General features: G+C 64.2%; 15 protein-coding genes. 10 read left to right on the top strand and 5 right to left on the bottom strand.

Annotated elements, in window-relative coordinates:
- Positions 1 to 63: 63 nt before the first annotated feature.
- From OSJ75_RS03525 to OSJ75_RS03515, 3 genes are all read left to right on the top strand, one after another.
- A complete protein-coding gene (locus tag OSJ75_RS03525; protein WP_267226948.1) occupies positions 64 to 429 on the top strand; it encodes a DUF1850 domain-containing protein in 366 nt (121 codons plus the stop codon).
- A 76-nt stretch (positions 430 to 505) separates the two neighbouring features.
- Entirely contained in the window at positions 506 to 832 is a 327-nt protein-coding gene (locus OSJ75_RS03520) for an NIPSNAP family protein (protein ID WP_267226947.1), read from the top strand.
- Complete coding sequence (locus tag OSJ75_RS03515; RefSeq protein WP_267226946.1) at positions 829 to 1,176, top strand: antibiotic biosynthesis monooxygenase family protein; 348 nt, start codon at positions 829 to 831, stop codon at positions 1,174 to 1,176. Before OSJ75_RS03520 ends, OSJ75_RS03515 begins: the two co-directional genes overlap by 4 nt.
- Positions 1,177 to 1,517: 341 nt before the next feature.
- On the opposite strand, the gene OSJ75_RS03510 is transcribed toward OSJ75_RS03515, so the two are convergent.
- Genes OSJ75_RS03510 through OSJ75_RS03500 form a run of 3 tightly spaced genes read right to left on the bottom strand, consistent with a single transcriptional unit; the run spans position 1,518 to position 7,678 of the window.
- A complete protein-coding gene (locus tag OSJ75_RS03510; RefSeq protein WP_267226945.1) occupies positions 1,518 to 3,962 on the bottom strand; it encodes a GcvT family protein in 2,445 nt (814 codons plus the stop codon).
- Positions 3,959 to 6,406 carry a GcvT family protein gene (locus tag OSJ75_RS03505; RefSeq protein WP_267226944.1) on the bottom strand — a complete coding sequence of 816 codons (2,448 nt, stop codon included), beginning with the start codon at positions 6,404 to 6,406 and terminating at the stop codon, positions 3,959 to 3,961. Before OSJ75_RS03505 ends, OSJ75_RS03510 begins: the two co-directional genes overlap by 4 nt.
- A 39-nt stretch (positions 6,407 to 6,445) precedes the next feature.
- Complete coding sequence (locus OSJ75_RS03500) at positions 6,446 to 7,678, bottom strand: aromatic ring-hydroxylating oxygenase subunit alpha (protein WP_250014154.1); 1,233 nt, start codon at positions 7,676 to 7,678, stop codon at positions 6,446 to 6,448.
- A 147-nt stretch (positions 7,679 to 7,825) separates the two neighbouring features.
- Here OSJ75_RS03500 and OSJ75_RS03495 point away from each other — a divergent pair, with 147 nt between their 5' ends.
- Complete coding sequence (locus tag OSJ75_RS03495) at positions 7,826 to 8,728, top strand: LysR substrate-binding domain-containing protein (RefSeq protein ID WP_267226943.1); 903 nt, start codon at positions 7,826 to 7,828, stop codon at positions 8,726 to 8,728.
- Between the two features lie 460 nt (positions 8,729 to 9,188).
- Here OSJ75_RS03495 and OSJ75_RS03490 read toward each other — a convergent pair whose 3' ends face one another.
- Entirely contained in the window at positions 9,189 to 9,668 is a 480-nt protein-coding gene (locus OSJ75_RS03490) for a thioesterase family protein (protein WP_250014152.1), read from the bottom strand.
- An 89-nt stretch (positions 9,669 to 9,757) separates the two neighbouring features.
- Positions 9,758 to 10,741, bottom strand: coding sequence for a GlxA family transcriptional regulator (locus OSJ75_RS03485; protein ID WP_250014150.1), 984 nt, complete (start codon positions 10,739 to 10,741; stop codon positions 9,758 to 9,760).
- A 75-nt stretch (positions 10,742 to 10,816) separates the two neighbouring features.
- On the opposite strand from OSJ75_RS03485, the gene OSJ75_RS03480 reads away from it, so the two are divergent.
- Genes OSJ75_RS03480 through OSJ75_RS03455 form a run of 6 tightly spaced genes read left to right on the top strand, consistent with a single transcriptional unit; the run spans position 10,817 to position 17,778 of the window.
- Positions 10,817 to 11,722 carry a 3-keto-5-aminohexanoate cleavage protein gene (locus OSJ75_RS03480; RefSeq protein ID WP_250014148.1) on the top strand — a complete coding sequence of 302 codons (906 nt, stop codon included), beginning with the start codon at positions 10,817 to 10,819 and terminating at the stop codon, positions 11,720 to 11,722.
- Positions 11,723 to 11,726: 4 nt separating this feature from the next.
- Entirely contained in the window at positions 11,727 to 12,791 is a 1,065-nt protein-coding gene (locus tag OSJ75_RS03475; RefSeq protein WP_267226942.1) for a carnitine 3-dehydrogenase, read from the top strand.
- Positions 12,792 to 12,794: 3 nt separating this feature from the next.
- Positions 12,795 to 13,961 carry an acyl-CoA dehydrogenase family protein gene (locus tag OSJ75_RS03470; protein ID WP_267226941.1) on the top strand — a complete coding sequence of 389 codons (1,167 nt, stop codon included), beginning with the start codon at positions 12,795 to 12,797 and terminating at the stop codon, positions 13,959 to 13,961.
- A gap of 18 nt (positions 13,962 to 13,979) precedes the next feature.
- Entirely contained in the window at positions 13,980 to 16,052 is a 2,073-nt protein-coding gene (locus OSJ75_RS03465; protein ID WP_267226940.1) for an acetate--CoA ligase family protein, read from the top strand.
- Positions 16,049 to 16,831 (top strand): carnitinyl-CoA dehydratase, encoded by a 783-nt coding sequence (locus OSJ75_RS03460; RefSeq protein ID WP_267226939.1) that lies wholly within the window; start codon positions 16,049 to 16,051, stop codon positions 16,829 to 16,831. The genes OSJ75_RS03465 and OSJ75_RS03460 overlap by 4 nt, the downstream gene beginning before the upstream one ends.
- Positions 16,828 to 17,778, top strand: coding sequence for an alpha/beta hydrolase (locus tag OSJ75_RS03455; protein WP_267226938.1), 951 nt, complete (start codon positions 16,828 to 16,830; stop codon positions 17,776 to 17,778). The genes OSJ75_RS03460 and OSJ75_RS03455 overlap by 4 nt, the downstream gene beginning before the upstream one ends.
- The last annotated feature ends 5 nt before the right edge of the window (positions 17,779 to 17,783 follow it).

The following is a 17,783-nucleotide window of genomic DNA, read 5'->3' as shown; positions in this document are numbered from 1 at the left end:
GAATATCCGTCCGGCAGCGGTTCATGATGTGCCGTCCCTGCCGAGCGAACGGAGTATCGCCTGATGAGCCTTTGCCTTCTTGCCGCCGGCAAAACAATCACCATTGCGGCGACTGCCTTCACGCTTTCCTGGACCCATTCGGTGGAAAAGACCCGTTGGCAGGAGAGCTGGACCGTCGGCGAGGAAGCGCTGCAGATCGTCGAGGCGCGCGTCAAGGGTTCGGGCGCCGGCATGGAACCGCCGCCCGGCTCCGAGCTGAAGGATGGCTGGTGGATATTCAAGCCCGACGTGCCGCCGCAGAAGAAGCTCGTCCTCGCCTCGTCCGGCACCACCTCCGCCGGCTGGGAATTCTGCGCCGCCGGCGACTGCCGCGAGATCGCGGCCGTCTCCGACGATCCGGTCAGCATCAAGGTCTGCCGCGGGGATTGACGCTTCGGCCATGGCCGAAGCATCCGGCCCTGCCGGCGGTCTAGGAGTGAGGTCGTTCCACAAACGGAGTGACCCGATGATTACCTGCTTCATCCGCTATGAGATCGACCCCTGTCAGAAGGAGGCGTTCGAGCAATATGCACAGAACTGGAACGAGGCCATCCCGCGGTGCGGCGCCGACCTGATCGGCTATTTCGCCCCGCATGAGGGCTCGGCGACCACGGCCTATGGCCTTTACGATATCGACGATCTTGCCGCCTATGAGCGATATCGCCAGCGCCTGCTGGCCGATCCGCTCGGCCGCGCCAATTATGAGTTTTCGCGGGAGCGCCGCTTCATCCGCCGGGAAGACCGCATCTTCCTGCGCCGGGTCGAAGGCCAGGGCCGGGAGGCGAAGCGATGATCGCCGTGATATTCGAAGTCGAACCCGCCGAGGGGCAAGGCCCGATCTATTTCGAGACGGCCGCCGAACTGCGGCCGATTCTGGAAAAGATGGATGGTTTCATTTCGGTGGAAAGGTTTCGAAGCCTGGCCAATGAAGGGCGTTATCTGTCGCTCTCTTTCTGGCGGGACGAGGCCTCAGTCGCGGCCTGGCGCAGCACGGAGGCGCACCGGGCCGCCCAGGCCGAGGGCCGCGCCGGCATATTTGCCGACTACCGGCTTCGGGTTGCGGCCGTCATGCGCGATTACGGCTTGCGGGCGCGCGATGAAGCGCCGCTCGATTCGCGGACAATTCATTATGCCTGAACGTGACCGCCATGGTTGCGTTGGGCACAAGCCGGTCCCGGGCCCCGCATATAGTGGCGTTCGGGACGGTAGGACGGCACTACGAATTCACGGACGATACGAAGCGTATCGCGCAGCTGGAAGATTACAGTCATTTCATTCACCTTGGTACATTGGGCGCCGGCCGGAGCCGTTACGATCAATTGGTTAAAACTTAACAAAAAAAGATGAACGTCTCCTGAATACGCTTGGTTAACGACCTTTGAATTCATAAAAAATTAGGGCTTTGCGCCGGCATTTCCCGGCCGGCGGCGCGGCTTTTCGCGTCGTCGCAACGGCGCGATTTTCCTTTGGCGAGTGCGCTACAGGCGCACCCGCTCCGCCTTCGGATCGTACATCGGCCGCAGCGAGGCCTCGGCCCGTACGCGGCTGCCGGCGATCTCGATCTCATAGGCGGACGCAAGCAGCTCGTCGGCCGTCTCGCCCTTCGCCGGCACATAGCCGAGGCCGATGGCGCCGCCGAGATGATGGCCGTAATTGCCGGACGTGATCGTGCCGACGATCCGGCCGTCGCGGACGATCGCCTCGTTGTGGAAAAGCAGCGGTTCCGCCTCGGCCAGCCTGAACTGGACCAGCCGGCGATCGAGACCAGCCTCGCGCTTGCGCAGCACGGCGTCGCGGCCGATGAACTCGCCCTTGCCGGTCTTCACCGCGAAGCCAAGCCCGGCCTCCAGCACATGGTCCTCGTCGGTGATGTCATGGCCGAAATGGCGGAAAGCCTTTTCGATGCGGCAGGAATCCAGCGTATGCAGCCCGCAGAGGCGCAGGCCCTCCTCGCGCCCCGCCTCCTCGATGGTTTCGAAGACATGTGCCGCCTGGTCGCTGGAAACGTAGATCTCCCAGCCAAGTTCGCCGACATAGGTCACCCGGTGGGCGCGGGCGATTCCCATGCCGATCTCGATCTCGCGCGCGGTCCCGAAGGGATGGCCGGCATTGGAGAAATCGTCGGGACTGACCTTGCGCATGATATCGCGCGCATTCGGGCCCATCAGGCAAAGCACCGCCTCCGCTGCGGTCACATCGGTGACGACGACGAATTCGTCGCGCAGGTGCTTGCGCAGCCAGGCAAGATCGCGCTGCAGCGTCGCGCCCGGCACCACGGCGAAGAACACGGTTTCGCCCAGCCGGGTTATGGTCAGGTCGCTCTCGATGCCGCCGCGATTGTTCAGCATCTGCGTATAGACGATGCGGCCCGGCTCGACATCGATGTCGTTGGCGCAGAGACGCTGCAGAAACGCCATCGCGTCCCGCCCCTCGATGCGGATCTTGCCGAAGGAGGTCATGTCGAAAAGACCGGCCGCGTTGCGCACCGCAACATGTTCCTGGCGCTGGTTGGGAAACCAGTTCTGCCGCTGCCAGGAATATCGGTATGCCGGCTCCTGCCCTTCGTCGGCGAACCAGTTCGCCCGCTCCCATCCAGCCACCTCGCCGAAGACGGCGCCGCGCTGCTTCAGGTGCTCATGCAGCGGCGAACGGCGCACATTGCGCGATGTCGCCATCTGCCTGTAGGGAAAATGATCGGCATAGAGCAGGCCCAGCGTCTCCGATACGCGCTCCTTCAGGTAGCGCCTGTTCTTCTGGAACGGCTGCGCGCGCCTTATGTCGACCTCCCACAGGTCGAACGGCGCCTCGCCATCATTGATCCACTGCGCCAGCGCCATGCCGGCACCGCCGGAAGAGACGATGCCGATGGAATTATACCCCGCCGCGACCCAATAGCCGCCGAGTTCCGGCGCTTCGCCGAGATAATAGCGATCATCCGGCGTGAAACTCTCCGGACCGTTGAAGAAAGTGTGGATGCCGGCCGTGCCGAGCATCGGCATGCGGTTGACGCCCATTTCGAGTATGGGTTCGAAATGCTCGAAATCCTCCGGCAGCTGGTCGAAGCAGAAATCGTCCGAAATGCCGTCCATGCCCCATGGCTTGGCGACCGGCTCGAAGGCGCCCAGCATCATCTTGCCGGCATCCTCCTTGTAATAGGCGCACTCGTCCGGCACGCGCAGCACCGGAAGGCGCCCCAGCCCCTCTATCGCCTCCGTCACCAGGTAGAAATGTTCGCAGGCATGCAGCGGGACCGTCACGCCGGACATGGCCGCAAGGTCGCGCGCCCACATGCCGGCGCAATTGATGACGATATCGGCGTCGATCCTGCCCTGCTCGCCATACTTCAGCCAGGAAACGCCGGTCACTCGGCCATTGGCCTTGTGCACCTCCGTTACCTTGACGCCTTCGACGATGCGGGCGCCGCGCTGCCTCGCCCCCTTTGCCAGCGCCATGGCTATATTGGCCGGGTCGCACTGGCCGTCGAGCGGCAGATGCACCGCGCCAACCACATCCTCAATATTAAGATGCGGATACATCTCCTTGACTTCGCTCGGTGAAATCTCGCGCACATCCACGTCGAAGGCCCGCGCCAACGATGCCTGGCGGTAGATCTCGTGCTTGCGTTCCTCCGTCAGCGCCACCGTGATCGAACCGACCTGGCGCATGCCCGTGGCAACGCCCGTCTCCTCCTCCAGCCGCACATAGAGATCGGCCGAATATTTGGCGAGCCGCGTCATGTTCTGCGATGCGCGCAGCTGACCGATCAGCCCCGCCGCGTGCCATGTCGTGCCGGATGTCAGCTGCTTGCGCTCGAGCAGGACGATATCGGTCCAGCCGAGCCTGGCGAGATGATAGGCGACGGAACAGCCCGATACGCCGCCGCCGATGACGACGGCGCGGGCCTTGGCCGGAAGTGAGCTCATGCGCGGATTCTTTCGTTCCTGGGGTCCCAAAGCGGCTGGTCCGGATGCACGGTCGCCTTGTAGCGCACGCCGAATATATCGACTTCGACGATGGTCCCGGGCTGCGCCAGTTCCGGCTTCAGCATGCCGAGCGCGATGGATTTGTCGACGCGGTGGCCCCAGCCGCCGGATGTCGTCTCGCCGACGATGGCGCCATCGTGCCAGAGCGTCGACATATAGGGCGCATCGCAATCATCCGCCTCGACGGTCAGCGTCACGAAGCGCTTGCTGCTGCCCTGCTGGCGCTCGTTCTCCAGCGCCGCCTTGCCGATGAAATCCGGCTTCTCCCATTTGACGAACCGCTCCAGCCCGCTCTGCAGCGGCGTATAGTCGGTGGAAAGATCGCCCTTCCAGGCCCGGTAGCCCTTTTCCAGCCGCAGCGAATCGAGCGCGAACATCCCGAACGGCTTGAGGCCGAATGTCTTTCCAGCCGCCCAGACCGCATCGAAAATGGCGGCGGTATCCTCGATCTTGCTGTGGATCTCCCAGCCGAGCTCGCCGGCAAAGGAAACGCGCACGAGCTGGCAATGGCGCCCGGCGATCTGCGTCGTCTGGTGCGACAGCCATGGCGCGGCAAGGTCGGCCGCGCAGATGTCGGCGAAGAGCGCCCGCGATTTCGGCCCGGTGACGATCTGGCAGGAGAATTTGTCGGTGACACTGTCGATGCTGATGGCGCTGCCGGCCGGCAGGTGGCCGAGCAGCCAGTCCCGGTCATGCCACTCGGCGACGGCCGCGGTGATGAGGAAGAACAGGTTCTCCTCGATGGCCATGATCGACATTTCCGTGACGACGCGGCCCTTCTCGTCGGCAAAATAGCCAAGGCCGATCCGCCCCGGCTTCGGCACGACGCCGGTGACGAGCCGCGACAGCCATTCGCGCGCGCCCTCGCCGCCGACCCTGAAGCGCGAGAAGCCCGGCAGGTCGAGGATGCCGACGGCGTCGCGCACCGCGTGGCATTCCTCCCTTATGCGCTGCTGCCATGGTCCGTTGCGCGCATAGGTCTGGGTTGACGCCTCCGACGTATCGTCGCCGGGCTGCGCATACCAATTGGCGCGCTCCCAGCCATTATAGGCGCCAAACTGCGCCCCGAGCGCCGCGATGCGGTCATGGACCGGCGACAATTTGCGATTGCGCCCGGCGGGCCAGCTGTGGCGCGGGAAATGAATGGCATATTCATGGCCGTAGACTTCCAGCCCCTTGGCCACGCAATAATCATGATCGGTGAAACCGGTGAAGCGGCGCGGATCGCATGACCACATGTCCCATTCCGTCGCCCCTTCCGTCACCCATTCGGCCAGCACCTTGCCCGCGCCGCCGGCCTGGGCGATGCCGAAGGTGAAGACGCAGGCCTCGAAGGCGTTCGGAACGCCCGGCATCGGCCCGATCAGCGGATTGCCGTCCGGCGCATAGGGTATCGGCCCGTTGATGATCTTCGACAGGCCGGCGGTGCCGAGGATCGGCACCCGCGCAATCGCATCGTTGAGATACCAGTCGAGCCGCTCCAGATCGTCGGGAAACAGCTGGAACGAGAAATCGTCCGGCATCGGATCGTCCGGCGTCGCCCAATGGGCGCGGCAATTGCGCTCATAGGGCCCGAGATTCATGCCGTTCTTCTCCTGGCGCAGATAATAGGACGAATCGACGTCGCGCAGCAGCGGCAGCTTGCGCCCCTGCTCCCGGCTCCAGGCGGCGATCTCCGGAATTTCCTCGAACAGCAGATATTGATGGCTCATCACCATCATCGGCACCTCGCGACCGAAGAGCCGGCCGATTTCCTGGGCGCGGTAGCCGGCGGCGTTCACCACATATTCGCAGCGGATCTCGCCCTGCGGGGTGGACAGCACCCATTCGCCCGCCTCGCGCCGCGCGCCATCCACCGGGCAGAAGCGGATGATCTTCGCGCCGAGATCGCGCGCGCCCTTGGCCAGCGCCTGCGTCAGCTGGGCGGGATCGATATCGCCGTCGTTCGGATCGTAGAGCGCGCCCTCCAGCTCATGCGTGGCGATGAAGGGATAGCGGCCGCCGATCTCGCTCACCCCCAGCACGTCGATATCCATGCCCTGGTAGCGGCCCATGCTCCTGACGCGCTGGAACTCGCGCATCCTCTCCTTGCCGTGGGCAAGGCGCAGCGAGCCGGTCACATGGTAGTTCATCGGATAGCCGACTTCGTCCGCAAGGCCGCGATAAAGCCCGGCGGAATAGCGCTGCATGTTCATGACCGACCAGGACGCGGAAAATGTCGGCACATTGCCGGCGGCATGCCAGGTGGAGCCGGATGTCAGCTCGTTCTTCTCAAGCAGCACGCAATCCGTCCATCCCGCCTTGGCCAGATGGTAAAGCGACGAAACGCCCACCGCGCCGCCACCGATGATGACGACGCGCGCCGACGTTGGAAAATCAGCCATTCAGTGTCTCCCCGGATTTCATGCCTGTTCCGATGCTGTTCATGCCCGCGCGATCTCGTCCAGATACCACTGGATGTATCTGAGTTCGTTATATTCCATCGGCGCGACCGGCCCCGGAACGAAATAATGCGAGCGCACGCCGCGCGCCGTGTGTTCGATGATGGCCTTGTCCTCGGCGGTCGTCACCTTCCACAGCCAGGTGAGCTTGTCGAGATCATAGTCCCTGCCTGCCTCCGCATCGCCGCGCACGAGCCAGATCAGCTCCATCTCGCAGCTGTCGACCGTTTTCGGAATGAAGCGGTAGATCATGCCATGGTCCGGATAGCAGACGAGGAAGCTCGTGCCGCCGAGATGAATCGAGGTCACGCCGCCGTCGAATTCGGTAAAGCGCCCCATCAGCGGCGCGACCGGCGAGCCATCCTCGCTTCCGCTCGAAACGCCATCATAGAGCGCATAGCGGAACGTATGGATCGCCTCGCGCCGCTCGCCGGAATTCTGCCAGTGATCGCCGGTGGCGATGTCGATGCCGAGCGAGCAGGTGCGCTGCTCCATGCGGGCATTGAGCTCGACGATCTTTTCCGCCGGCTGTTCCAGGGCATGCGTCTGCGAATATTCCGGATGGGCCGGGCCGCAATGATAGCATTCGACGTAGTTCTCGACGGCGAGCTTCCAGTTCGCATCGACCGCATAGGTCTCGCGATGCGCCACCTTGGCCTCGGCCCAGCCATATTGGCCGCAGGTGGTGCGCAGCGATTGCTCGACCAGCGAGAAATCCAGCGGCTCATCGGCGAAGCAGATGAAGATCAGCCCTTCGGCCACCCTCACATGCAATTTCCTCAAGCCGTGCGCCGAGCGGTCGAAATCCTTCGGCATCAGCCGAGCCGCCCGCAGGCTGCCATCATTGGCATAGGTCCATGCGTGATAGGGGCAGACGAAGAAGCGAGCATTGCCCTTGTCTTTCGTGCACACTTCCGCCCCGCGATGACGGCAGACATTGAGGAAAGCGTGGATCGAACCGTCCTCGGCGCGCGCAACGATAATGGCTTCCGCATCGATCTTGAAACGTTCGAAATCGCCCGGATCGGGGATGATGCTGGCATGGCCGATACAGTGCCAATGGCGGCGGAACACGCGCTCCATGTCGCGCGCATAGATGTCGGGATCGAGGTAGAAGGCGCGCACCAGGCCATGGCCCGGGCGATGTTCGGCGATCAGCCGGTCTATCCTGTCCAGAGACGGCGCGACGTCCGCAAGGGCCTGCTCAGCACCCATCCTAGCCTCCAAAGATTGTTCCCGCACGCTTGTTGTCTGCATTGCGCTTCGCAGATTAGAATGATTCCGCATTGGCTTGCATTCAAGCGATGGTTGCTCATCCAGCCATGAGTTATTCTCACATCCCCTTTCGAAGGTTCCGCCGACATGATGTCCAAGCCCAGAATTCCGCCCCTCGGCTCGTTGCGCGCCTTCGAGGCCTCGGCGCGGTTGCTGAGCTTCCGGCTGGCGGGGGACGAACTCGGCGTGACGCAATCGGCCATCAGCCACCGCATCGCCGAGCTGGAATCGGTGCTCGGGATAAAACTGTTCGAGCGGCAGCCGCGCGGCGTCAGCCTCACCGATGCCGGCACGCTGTATTATCCCTATATGCGCGACGCCTTCGAGAAGATCGCGCGCGGCACGGCGCTTGTCAGCCGCATCGGCACCGCCGACGACCTGGCGCTTGAAACCTACGCCACCTTCGCCGTGCGCTGGCTCATCCCGCGGCTAGCCGGCTTCCGCAAGGTCAATCCGGGCTTGGCGATCAGGATCGGCACGAGCCAGCTCGACTGGGAATTGAACATAGACAATTGCGATATCGGCATCATCCATACGACGCGGCCCGAGCGCATGAACCTGCATTACCGCCTGCTGACCAAGGCGCAGATGTTTCCCGTCTGCAGCCCGGCGGTGGCGGCACGAATCGACCCCGCCGATGCAAGGACGCTGTCGCGGGTGCCGCGGCTTGCGCTTTTCACCTCGCCGGAGGATTGGAGCATCTGGCTCGAGGCGGCGGGACTGGCCGACAATGCGCAGGCCGTCACCCTCAAGTTCGATACATATCTGACGGCGCTGCAATCGGCGCTGGACGGCCAGGGACTGGTGGTGGCGCCCGATTTCCTCGTCCGGGACGACCTTGCAGCCGGGCGGCTGGTGGCGCCCTTCGATATCAGTGTTTCGCAGCCCGGCGCCTGGTACCTGATCTGCCGCAAGGAACGCGTCGGCGAGGCCCGCATCCGGAAATTCGAGACGTGGCTGACCGAACAATTCGCATCCCACAGCCGCTGATGGCAGGGGGATAGATTTTCGGCCTCAAAAAATATTTCGCCCTGCAAGCTGCTGATTTCGCTCATTCTTCCTTCCGGCACGCAAAAAAACTTATCCCCCCTGTTTGGAACCGGAGTATTCTGATTCGGTCCTTTCCAGTGGGGGAGCAGCTTCCGGTGCTGTTTCGACAAGCTGGGAAAGGGTGGCGTTGCCGAAAGATCGGAAGTGACAACCCCGATCGACCGGCAAACTGCAGAAGGAAACGGAGGTGGCGCTTCGTTTTCCGGGTTGTTGCGTCTGACAAACGCAGCAACAGCAGGCAAAGACGTCGCGGGCGGTCTTCGGACCTCGACCCTGATACCACTACGACGCGCTGAAGACCGCCCGTCTCCCCCCATTTTCAATGACCAGACGCGATTTCGCGGGCGTGGTGATGATTTTCCGTATTCAACAGGTGTTGATAGCGCGCGAAAGCTTCCCCTCATTTCCTCCTGATGCCGATCGAGCGGCCCACCCGCTCGGGGCGCGGCAGCAGCGCGTGCTCCTGCCTGTAGCGATCGAGACCCGGCACGATATCGTCCGGGAACGGCACCACCCTCGGCCCGTTCATGTCGACATGCAGCGACAGCACCTCCGCCGTCGCAGCCACCCAGCCATCCCGGTGCACGATCTCATGATAGACATGCAGCCGCTTGCCGTCGAAGTCGATCAGCTGGCTCGTCACCGTAACGATGTGGTCGAGGTGGATTTCCTGCACGTAGCAGACATGCACCTCGGCCGTGTAGATCGTCAGCCGGCGTTCCGCCGCATAATCCGGACCGAAGCCGAGCTCGGCCAGGAATTCATCGCCGCCGCGGTCGAAAATGACGTTGTAATAGGCCATGTTGAGATGGCCATTATAGTCGATCCAATCCTTCTCGATGCTGATCGGATGAGAGCGGTAGGGCTGCGCCTCTGGCATGTCGGGCTCCGTTGCTGGCTGTTGTCGCTTCATGAAACGTGCCGCCGCGGCCTTGCGCTTCCCCAAAAGCGACAGGCCGTGACGGCTGGCTATTGTGTCGGGCGGAAGGCGCTCGGCGGCCTGCCCTCGAAATTCCTGAATGTGCGCGTGAATGCCGCCGCCGACGAAAAGCCGGTGCGCGTGGCGATATCGGCAAGCGGCGCGCGCGTATCCATCACCAGCCGCCGCGCCACTTTCAGCCGCAGGCGAAGATAATAGCGCCCGGGACCCTCGCCCACCGCCTTGATGAAGATCTTCTCCAGCGCCCTTGTACCAAGCCCGCAGCGCCGGGCGATGGCGTCGATCGTCAATGGCGCTTCGATATGGCCTTCCATCAGCCGGATCGCCGATGCCAGCTTGGGATGCACGCCGTGCAGTCGCCCGAGGGAGACCAGCGGCTGCGCATCGCTGGAGGCATGCGCCTCGTCATAGATGAAGACGCTGGCCACATCGAGCGCCACCGACATGCCGTAGCGCGAGCGGATGAGATGCAGCATCAGGTCGAATGTCGGCGAAGCACCGCCGCTGGTGAAGACCGGACCGTCTATGACATAGCGGTCGGGCCGTATGTCCGCCTCCGGGAATTCCAGCGTGAACTCCTCCATGTCCTCCCAATGGGTCGTCGCCTGTCGCCCGGACAGGAGGCCGGCGCGGCCGAGCAGCCACGATCCCGCCTCGATGCCGCCGATCAGGCGGTAATGATGCGCGGCGCGGCGCAGATTGGCGGTAAAGGTGGTTCGGGCGATGTCGGAAGTGCCAAAACCACCTATTATCAATAACATATCCGCCTTTTCTGAAGCATCGAAACAACCGGATGCGGCAATCGGCAGGCCGCAGGTGGTGATCGCCGGCGTGCCGTCGAGCGTGACGATGCGCCAGGTAAACAGAGTCGATCCCGAAACCCGGTTGGCCGCGCGCATCGGATCGATGGTCGAGGCGACGCACATCAGCGAGGCCCCGCTGAAGACCAGCACCGTGACGGCGAGCGGCGCGGCGTCTGGCCGAAAGATCGCGGACAATTCGGTTTTCATCAATTTTGATTCGTATATCGCAAAGCAGACTTTGGCAATCGCGCCATGATGAAGGCAATGAATAATGGGAGCAGAAGAATGGGACTTACCCCCAACCGCGAAGTTTTCATCACTTGCGCAGTGACCGGCGCCGGCGACACGACAGGCCGTTCCGACAAGGTGCCGGTGACGCCGCGCCAGATCGCCGACGAGTGCATTGCCGCCGCCAATGCCGGCGCCGCCATCGCCCATATCCATGTGCGCGACCCGAAGACCGGCAAGGGCTCGCGCGACGTCGCGCTCTATACGGAAGTGGTGGAGCATATCAAGGCATCCGGCGTCGACATGATTCTCAACCTGACGGCGGGCATGGGCGGCGACCTGACGCTCGGCAGCGTCGAGCAGCCAATGCCGCCTTCCGCCGACGGCACCGACATGGCCGGCGCCACCGAACGGCTCGAACATGTGGCGAAGCTGCGCCCGGAAATCTGCACGCTCGACTGCGGCACGATGAATTTCGGCGAAGGCGACTATGTGATGACCAATACGCCGGCCATGCTGAAGGCGATGGCAGCGCAGATCAAGGCGCTCGGCGTGCGCCCGGAAGTGGAGATTTTCGATACCGGCCACCTGCTGCTGGCGAAATGGCTTTACGACCAGGGCCTGCTCGACGATCCGGTGATGGTCCAGCTCTGCATGGGCATACCCTGGGGCGCGCCGGACGATATCGGCACATTGATGGCGCTGGTCAACAACCTGCCGTCGAACTGGACCTTCTCCGCCTTCTCCATCGGCCGCAACCAGATGGCCTATGCGGCGATGGCGATGCTTGCCGGCGGCAATATCCGCGTCGGGCTGGAGGACAATCTGTGGCTCGACAAGGGCGTGCTGGCGACCAACGGACCGCTGGTGGAACGCGCGGTGAAGATCGCCGAGGGCATCGGCGCCAAGATCCTCGGCCCGCAGGAAGTGCGCGAGCGCCTGAAACTCACGAAGGGCTGGTAGCATCATGACGATCATTCGCAAGGCTGCTGCGGTCGGCGGCGGGGTCATCGGCGCCGGCTGGGTCGCGCGCCTGCTGCTCAACGGCATCGACGTATCGATCTTCGACCCGGACCCGGAGGCGGAACGCAAGGTCAGCGAGGTCATGAAGAATGCCCGCCGCGCCTATAAGACCATGCTGCCGGACGGACTGCCGAAGGAAGGGCGGCTGACCTTCGCCAAAACCGTGCAGGAAGCGGTGGAAGGCGCTGATTTCATACAGGAAAGCGTTCCGGAACGCCTCGACCTCAAGCACAGGGTTCTGGCCGAGATCGACAGGCATGCCGCGCCCGATGCCATCATCGGCTCGTCGACGTCGGGCATCCTGCCCTCCGAAATGCAGACCGCGATGAGCCGTCCCGAGCGGCTGGTCGTCGGCCATCCCTATAATCCCGTCTACCTCCTGCCCCTCGTCGAGATCGTCGGCGGCAAGCAGACCTCGCCGCAAGCGGTCGCGAAGGCCGAGGCGATCTACGCGTCGATCGGCATGAAGCCGGTCGTCATTCGCAAGGAGATCGAAGCCTTTGTCGGCGACCGCCTGCTCGAAGCGGTCTGGCGTGAATCGCTGTGGCTGATCAAGGACGATATCTGCACCGTGGAGGAACTCGACGACATCATCCGCTATTCGTTCGGCATTCGCTGGGCGCAGATGGGCATGTTCCAGGTCTACCGCGTGGCGGGCGGCGAAGCGGGCATGCGCCACTTCATCGCCCAGTTCGGCCCCTGCCTCTCCTGGCCATGGACCAAGCTGATGGACGTGCCGGACCTCGACGAGACGCTCGTCGACAAGATCGCCGACCAGTCCGACGAGCAGGCGCATGGGCTTTCGATCCGCGAGCTCGAACGCATCCGCGACGACAATCTCGTGGCGATCATGGATGCGCTCGCGCGCCAGAACAAGGGCAAGGGCTGGGGCGCCGGCGCGCTCTACAAGGATTATACCAAACGGCTGTCGAAGCTCGCCCGGAAGCCGCCACTGTCGAAATCGGCCGAAAAGGCGAAAGCCGCCAAGCCGCGCCGAAAGAAGGGTTGAGCCATGGATTTCGGTCTTTCCGAAGAACAGAGGCTGATCGTCGAGACGACGCGCGCCTTTGTCGAGAACGAGCTTTACCCGCATGAAGCGGAGGTGGAGCGCACCGGCATCCTGCGCAAGGAACTGGCGCAGGAACTGAAGCAGAAGGCGATCGAAGCCGGGCTGTACGCCGCCAACATGCCGGAATCGGTCGGCGGCGCCGGGCTCGATACGGTGACCTGGCTGCTCTACGAGAAGGAACTCGGCCGCGCCAACTACGCGCTGCACTGGACCTGCGTCGGACGTCCGTCCAACATCCTCCTGGCCGGGACCGAGGCGCAGAAGGAGAAATATCTCTACCCCTGCATTCGCGGCGAAAAGTCGGACTGCCTCGCCATGACCGAACCCGGCGCCGGCTCCGACCTGCGCGGCATGACGGCCTCCGCCGTCGAAAAGGGCGGCGACTGGGTCGTCAACGGCACCAAGCACTTCATCAGCCATGCGCTCGAGGCGGATTTCGTCATCCTTTTCGTTGCCTCGGGCGAGGAAGAGACGGCGCGCGGCAAGAAGAAGAAGAAGATCACCGCCTTCTTCGTCGACAAGGGCCATCCGGGCATGACCATCCGCGAAGGCTACCGCAATGTCTCCCATCGCGGCTACACCAATGCGATCATCGAATTCGACGATTGCCGCCTGCCTGCCGATGCCATACTCGGCGAGGTGCACAAGGGCTTCGATGTCGCCAATACATGGCTCGGCGCAACCCGCCTGCAGGTGGCGGCGACCTGTCTCGGCCGGGCCGAGCGCGCCCTAGCCCATGCGATCGAATATGCGGCGCAGCGCCGGCAGTTCGGCCAGCAGATCGGCAAGTTCCAGGGCGTATCGTTCAAGCTGGCCGACATGGCGACCGAGCTGAAGGCCGCCGACCTTCTGACCTTCGAGGCGGGCTGGAAGTTCGACCAGGGCACCGTGACGGACCAGGACATGGCCATGGCCAAGCTGAAGGCCACGGAAATGCTGGCTTTCGTCGCCGACGAGGCGATCCAGATCCATGGCGGCATGGGCCTGATGGACGATCTGCCGCTGGAGCGCATCTGGCGCGATGCGCGCGTCGAGCGCATCTGGGAAGGCACCTCGGAAATCCAGCGCCACATCATTTCGCGCGCCCTGCTACGCCCGCATGGTGCGTGATGGCCCCCATGGTGCGTGATGGCCAATAGTCTCGATCGCCTGCTCAAGCCTCGCTCCATCGCCGTGTTCGGCGGCGTCCAGGCGGCGGAAGTCGTCCGGCAATCCCAGCAGATGGGCTTTGCCGGCGAAATATGGCCGGTGCATCCGAAGCATGAGACGATCCTCGGCCTCAAGGCCTATCGCTCGGTGGCCGATCTTCCCGCCGGGCCGGATGCGGCCTTCATCGGCGTCAACCGCTACCTGACGCTCGACATCGTGCGCCAGCTGCGCGAGATCGGCACCGGCGTCGCGGTCTGCTACGCTTCCGGCTTCCTCGAGGCCGGAGCGGACGATGCCGACGGCGCGCGGCTGCAGGAGGAACTGGTGGCGATCGCCGGCGACATGCCGATCATCGGGCCGAATTGCTATGGCCTGATCAATTATTGCGATGGCGCCCTGCTCTGGCCCGACCAGCATGGCGGCCGCCGGCTCGGCGCGGACGAGCGCGGCGTGGCGATCATCACCCAATCGTCCAACATCGCGATCAACATGACCATGCAGCGGCGCGGCCTGCCCATCGCCCATGTGATGACGGCCGGCAACCAGGCGCAGACGGGCCTGCCCGACATGGCCATGGCTCTGATCGAGGACGAGCGCGTCACCGCCCTCGGGCTGCATATCGAGGCGTTCCAGTCGGCGGCCAAGTTCGAGGCGCTCGCCGCCCGGGCCCGGACCCTCAACAAGCCCATCGTGGCGATGAAGGTCGGCAGGTCGGCGCAGGCGCGCGCCGCCACTATCTCCCATACGGCCTCGCTTGCCGGCTCTGACGCCGCCTCCGACGCCTTCCTGAGGCGGCTCGGCATCGCGCGGGTCAATTCCATCGCCTCGTTCCTGGAGACGCTGAAGCTGCTGCATGTGCATGGCCCGCTTTCCGGCAATACGCTCTGTTCGATGAGCTGTTCCGGCGGCGAGGCTTCCGTCATGGCCGATGCAGCCGAGGGCCGCAGCGTGCATTTCCCGCCGCTCGATCCACGCCACCGGGAAAGCGTCAAATCGACCCTCGGCCCGCTGGTGGCGGTGGCGAACCCGCTCGACTATCATACGTTCATCTGGAACAATGAGCCGGCGCTGACCGAAACCTTCACAGCCATGGTCGCGGGAGGATTCGCCTTGAGCTGCCTCGTCCTGGACTTCCCGAGAAAGGATCGCTGCTCCGACGTCGACTGGTGGTCGACCGTCCGCGGCTTCGAGAACGCGCTGAAGACCAATGCCGCCCACGGCGCCATCATCGCCTCGCTGCCGGAAAATCTCCCCGAGGAATATATGGAGGGCCTGATGCGGGCCGGCATCGCGCCGCTCTGCGGCATCACCGAAGCCATGGATGCAGCCGAAGCTGCCGCCTTCATCGGCGCGGCGTGGAGCGAGCCGCCGGCTGCCCCGGTCGCCGGGCCCGCCGCCAAAGCAACGACAGAGCCGCATGTGCTGGACGAGGCGCAGGCCAAGGCCATCCTCAGGAGCCGGGGCCTGCCGGTTCCGGACGGGCGGCGCTGCGCCGGTGAAGACGAGGCCGTGCTTGCGGCCAATGCCATCGGCTATCCGGTCACGGTGAAGGCGCTGGGGATCGCGCATAAGTCGGAGCATGATGCCGTGCGGCTGAACCTTGGCAATGCGCACGAGGTCCGCGCGGCGGCAGGCGCATTGGCGCGGCTCGGCAGCGGCCTTTATGTGGAACAGATGGTGACGGGCGTCGTCGCCGAGCTGATCGTCGGCATCACCGACGATCCGCAATTCGGGCCTGCCCTGACGATCGGCAGCGGCGGCGTGCTGGTCGAATTGCTGCAGGACACGCAGACGCTGCTCTTGCCCGCAACGCGCGGGGAGATCGAGGCGGCGCTGCGCAAATTGCGGATGTTTCCCTTGCTGGACGGCTATCGCGGCCGCGCCAGGGGGGATGTCGCCGCCGCCATCGAGGCGATTGCCGGCATTGCCGATTTCGCCGTCGCCAACAAGGACAGCATTGCCGAACTCGACATCAACCCGCTGCTCGTCCGCGCCGGCGGCAAGGGCGTCGGCATCGCGGATGCACTGATTTCGGCCAGGGGAGAACTTTGATGAGTGTGATCAGGACACGCCGCGAGGGCGGCATTCTCGAGGTGACGCTTGACCGGCCGAAGGCAAACGCCATCGATCTTGCGACCAGCCGGCTGATGGGCGAGACCTTCCAGGCCTTCCGCGACGATCCGGAACTGCGGGTGGCGATCGTCCGGACCGAGGGCGACAAGTTCTTCTGCGCCGGATGGGACCTCAAGGCGGCGGCGGCCGGCGACGCGGTCGACGGCGATTACGGCGTCGGCGGCTTTGGCGGCCTGCAGGAACTGCGCGACCTCAACAAGCCGGTGATCGCCGCGGTCAACGGCATGGCGGTGGGCGGCGGTTTCGAACTCGCCCTCTCCTGCGACCTCATCTATGCTTCCGACCATTCGAGCTTCGCCCTGCCGGAGATCCGTGCCGGGACGCTTGCCGATGCGGCGACGGTGAAGTTGCCGAAGCGCATCCCCTATCACATCGCCATGGACCTGCTCCTGACCGGCCGCTGGATGGATGTGGCCGAGGCGCATCGCTGGGGTCTCGTCAACGAGGTCCTGCCGAAGGACAGGCTGATGGAACGGGTCTGGGAGATTGCGCGGCTGCTCGAAAGCGGCCCGCCCCTGGTATTCGCCGCCATCAAGGAAGTGGCGCGGGAGGCGGAGAGCATGGGCTTCCAGCAGGCGATGAACATGATCACCAAGCGCAAGTTCCGCACCGTCGATATCCTTTATGCCTCCGAGGACGGCCAGGAGGGCTTCAAGGCTTTCGCGGAAAAGCGCGACCCGGTGTGGAAGGGGCGATGACGGCCGATTATTCGCTGCTGATCGACGCGGAGACCTGGGCGTTCATCGAGCGCACCAACAGTTTCTATCCGCCGGATGCCGTGGATTTCAGCGTCGCGCAGCAGCGCAGGGTCTATGACGAAATGTGCCGCGCCTTCTTCGCCGGCTACCCCGCCTCCGTCACCAGCCGCGACGACACGTTCGATACGGCAGCCGGACCCGTCGGCATCCGTCACTACCGCAAGGGCGGCGGCGAAGCGGAAGCGTTCTGCCTCTATTTCCATGGCGGCGGCTTCGTCGTCGGCGGGCTCGACAGCCATGACGATGTCTGCGCCGAAATCTGCGACGCCACGGGCTTCGACGTGGTTTCCGTCGATTACCGGCTGGCGCCCGAGCACCTGCACCCGGCATCGTTCGACGATGCACTGGCCGCATTTCATCATCTTGCCGGCATGACCGAGCTGCCGATCGTCCTCTGCGGCGACAGCGCCGGCGGCAATCTGGCCGCTGGCGTCGCGCATCATGTCCGTGGCGGCCCGCGCCAGCCCGCCGGCCAGGTGCTGGTCTATCCCGGGCTTGGCGGCAATATGGAACAGGGTTCCTACGTCGAACACGGCAATGCGCCGATGCTGACGACGCGCGATACGATCTACTATGCCGATCTGCGTGGCGGCGGCCGCGACTGGTCGGCCGATCCGCGCTTCGCCCCGCTCGCCGACACGGATTTTTCCGCGCTGCCGCCGACTGTCGTCATCTCGGCCGAATGCGACCCGCTCAGCGATGATGGCCGCCATTATCGCGACAGGATCGTGCAGGCCGGCGGCATGGCGCTGTGGAACAACGAGCCGGGCCTCGTCCACGGCTATCTGCGCGCCCGCCATTCGGTCGATCGCGCCCGCCGCAGCTTCCGCCGCATCCTCACGGCAATCCACCTCCTCGGGCAAAACCGCTGGCCCGGCTCGCTTTGAAACCG

Origin of the sequence: Phyllobacterium sp. 0TCS1.6A (genome assembly GCF_026420825.1) — a bacterium.
GTDB lineage: Bacteria > Pseudomonadota > Alphaproteobacteria > Rhizobiales > Rhizobiaceae > Phyllobacterium.
The sequence above is the reverse complement of the archived record's forward strand: the minus strand, read 5'-3'. Positions and strand labels throughout refer to the sequence as shown.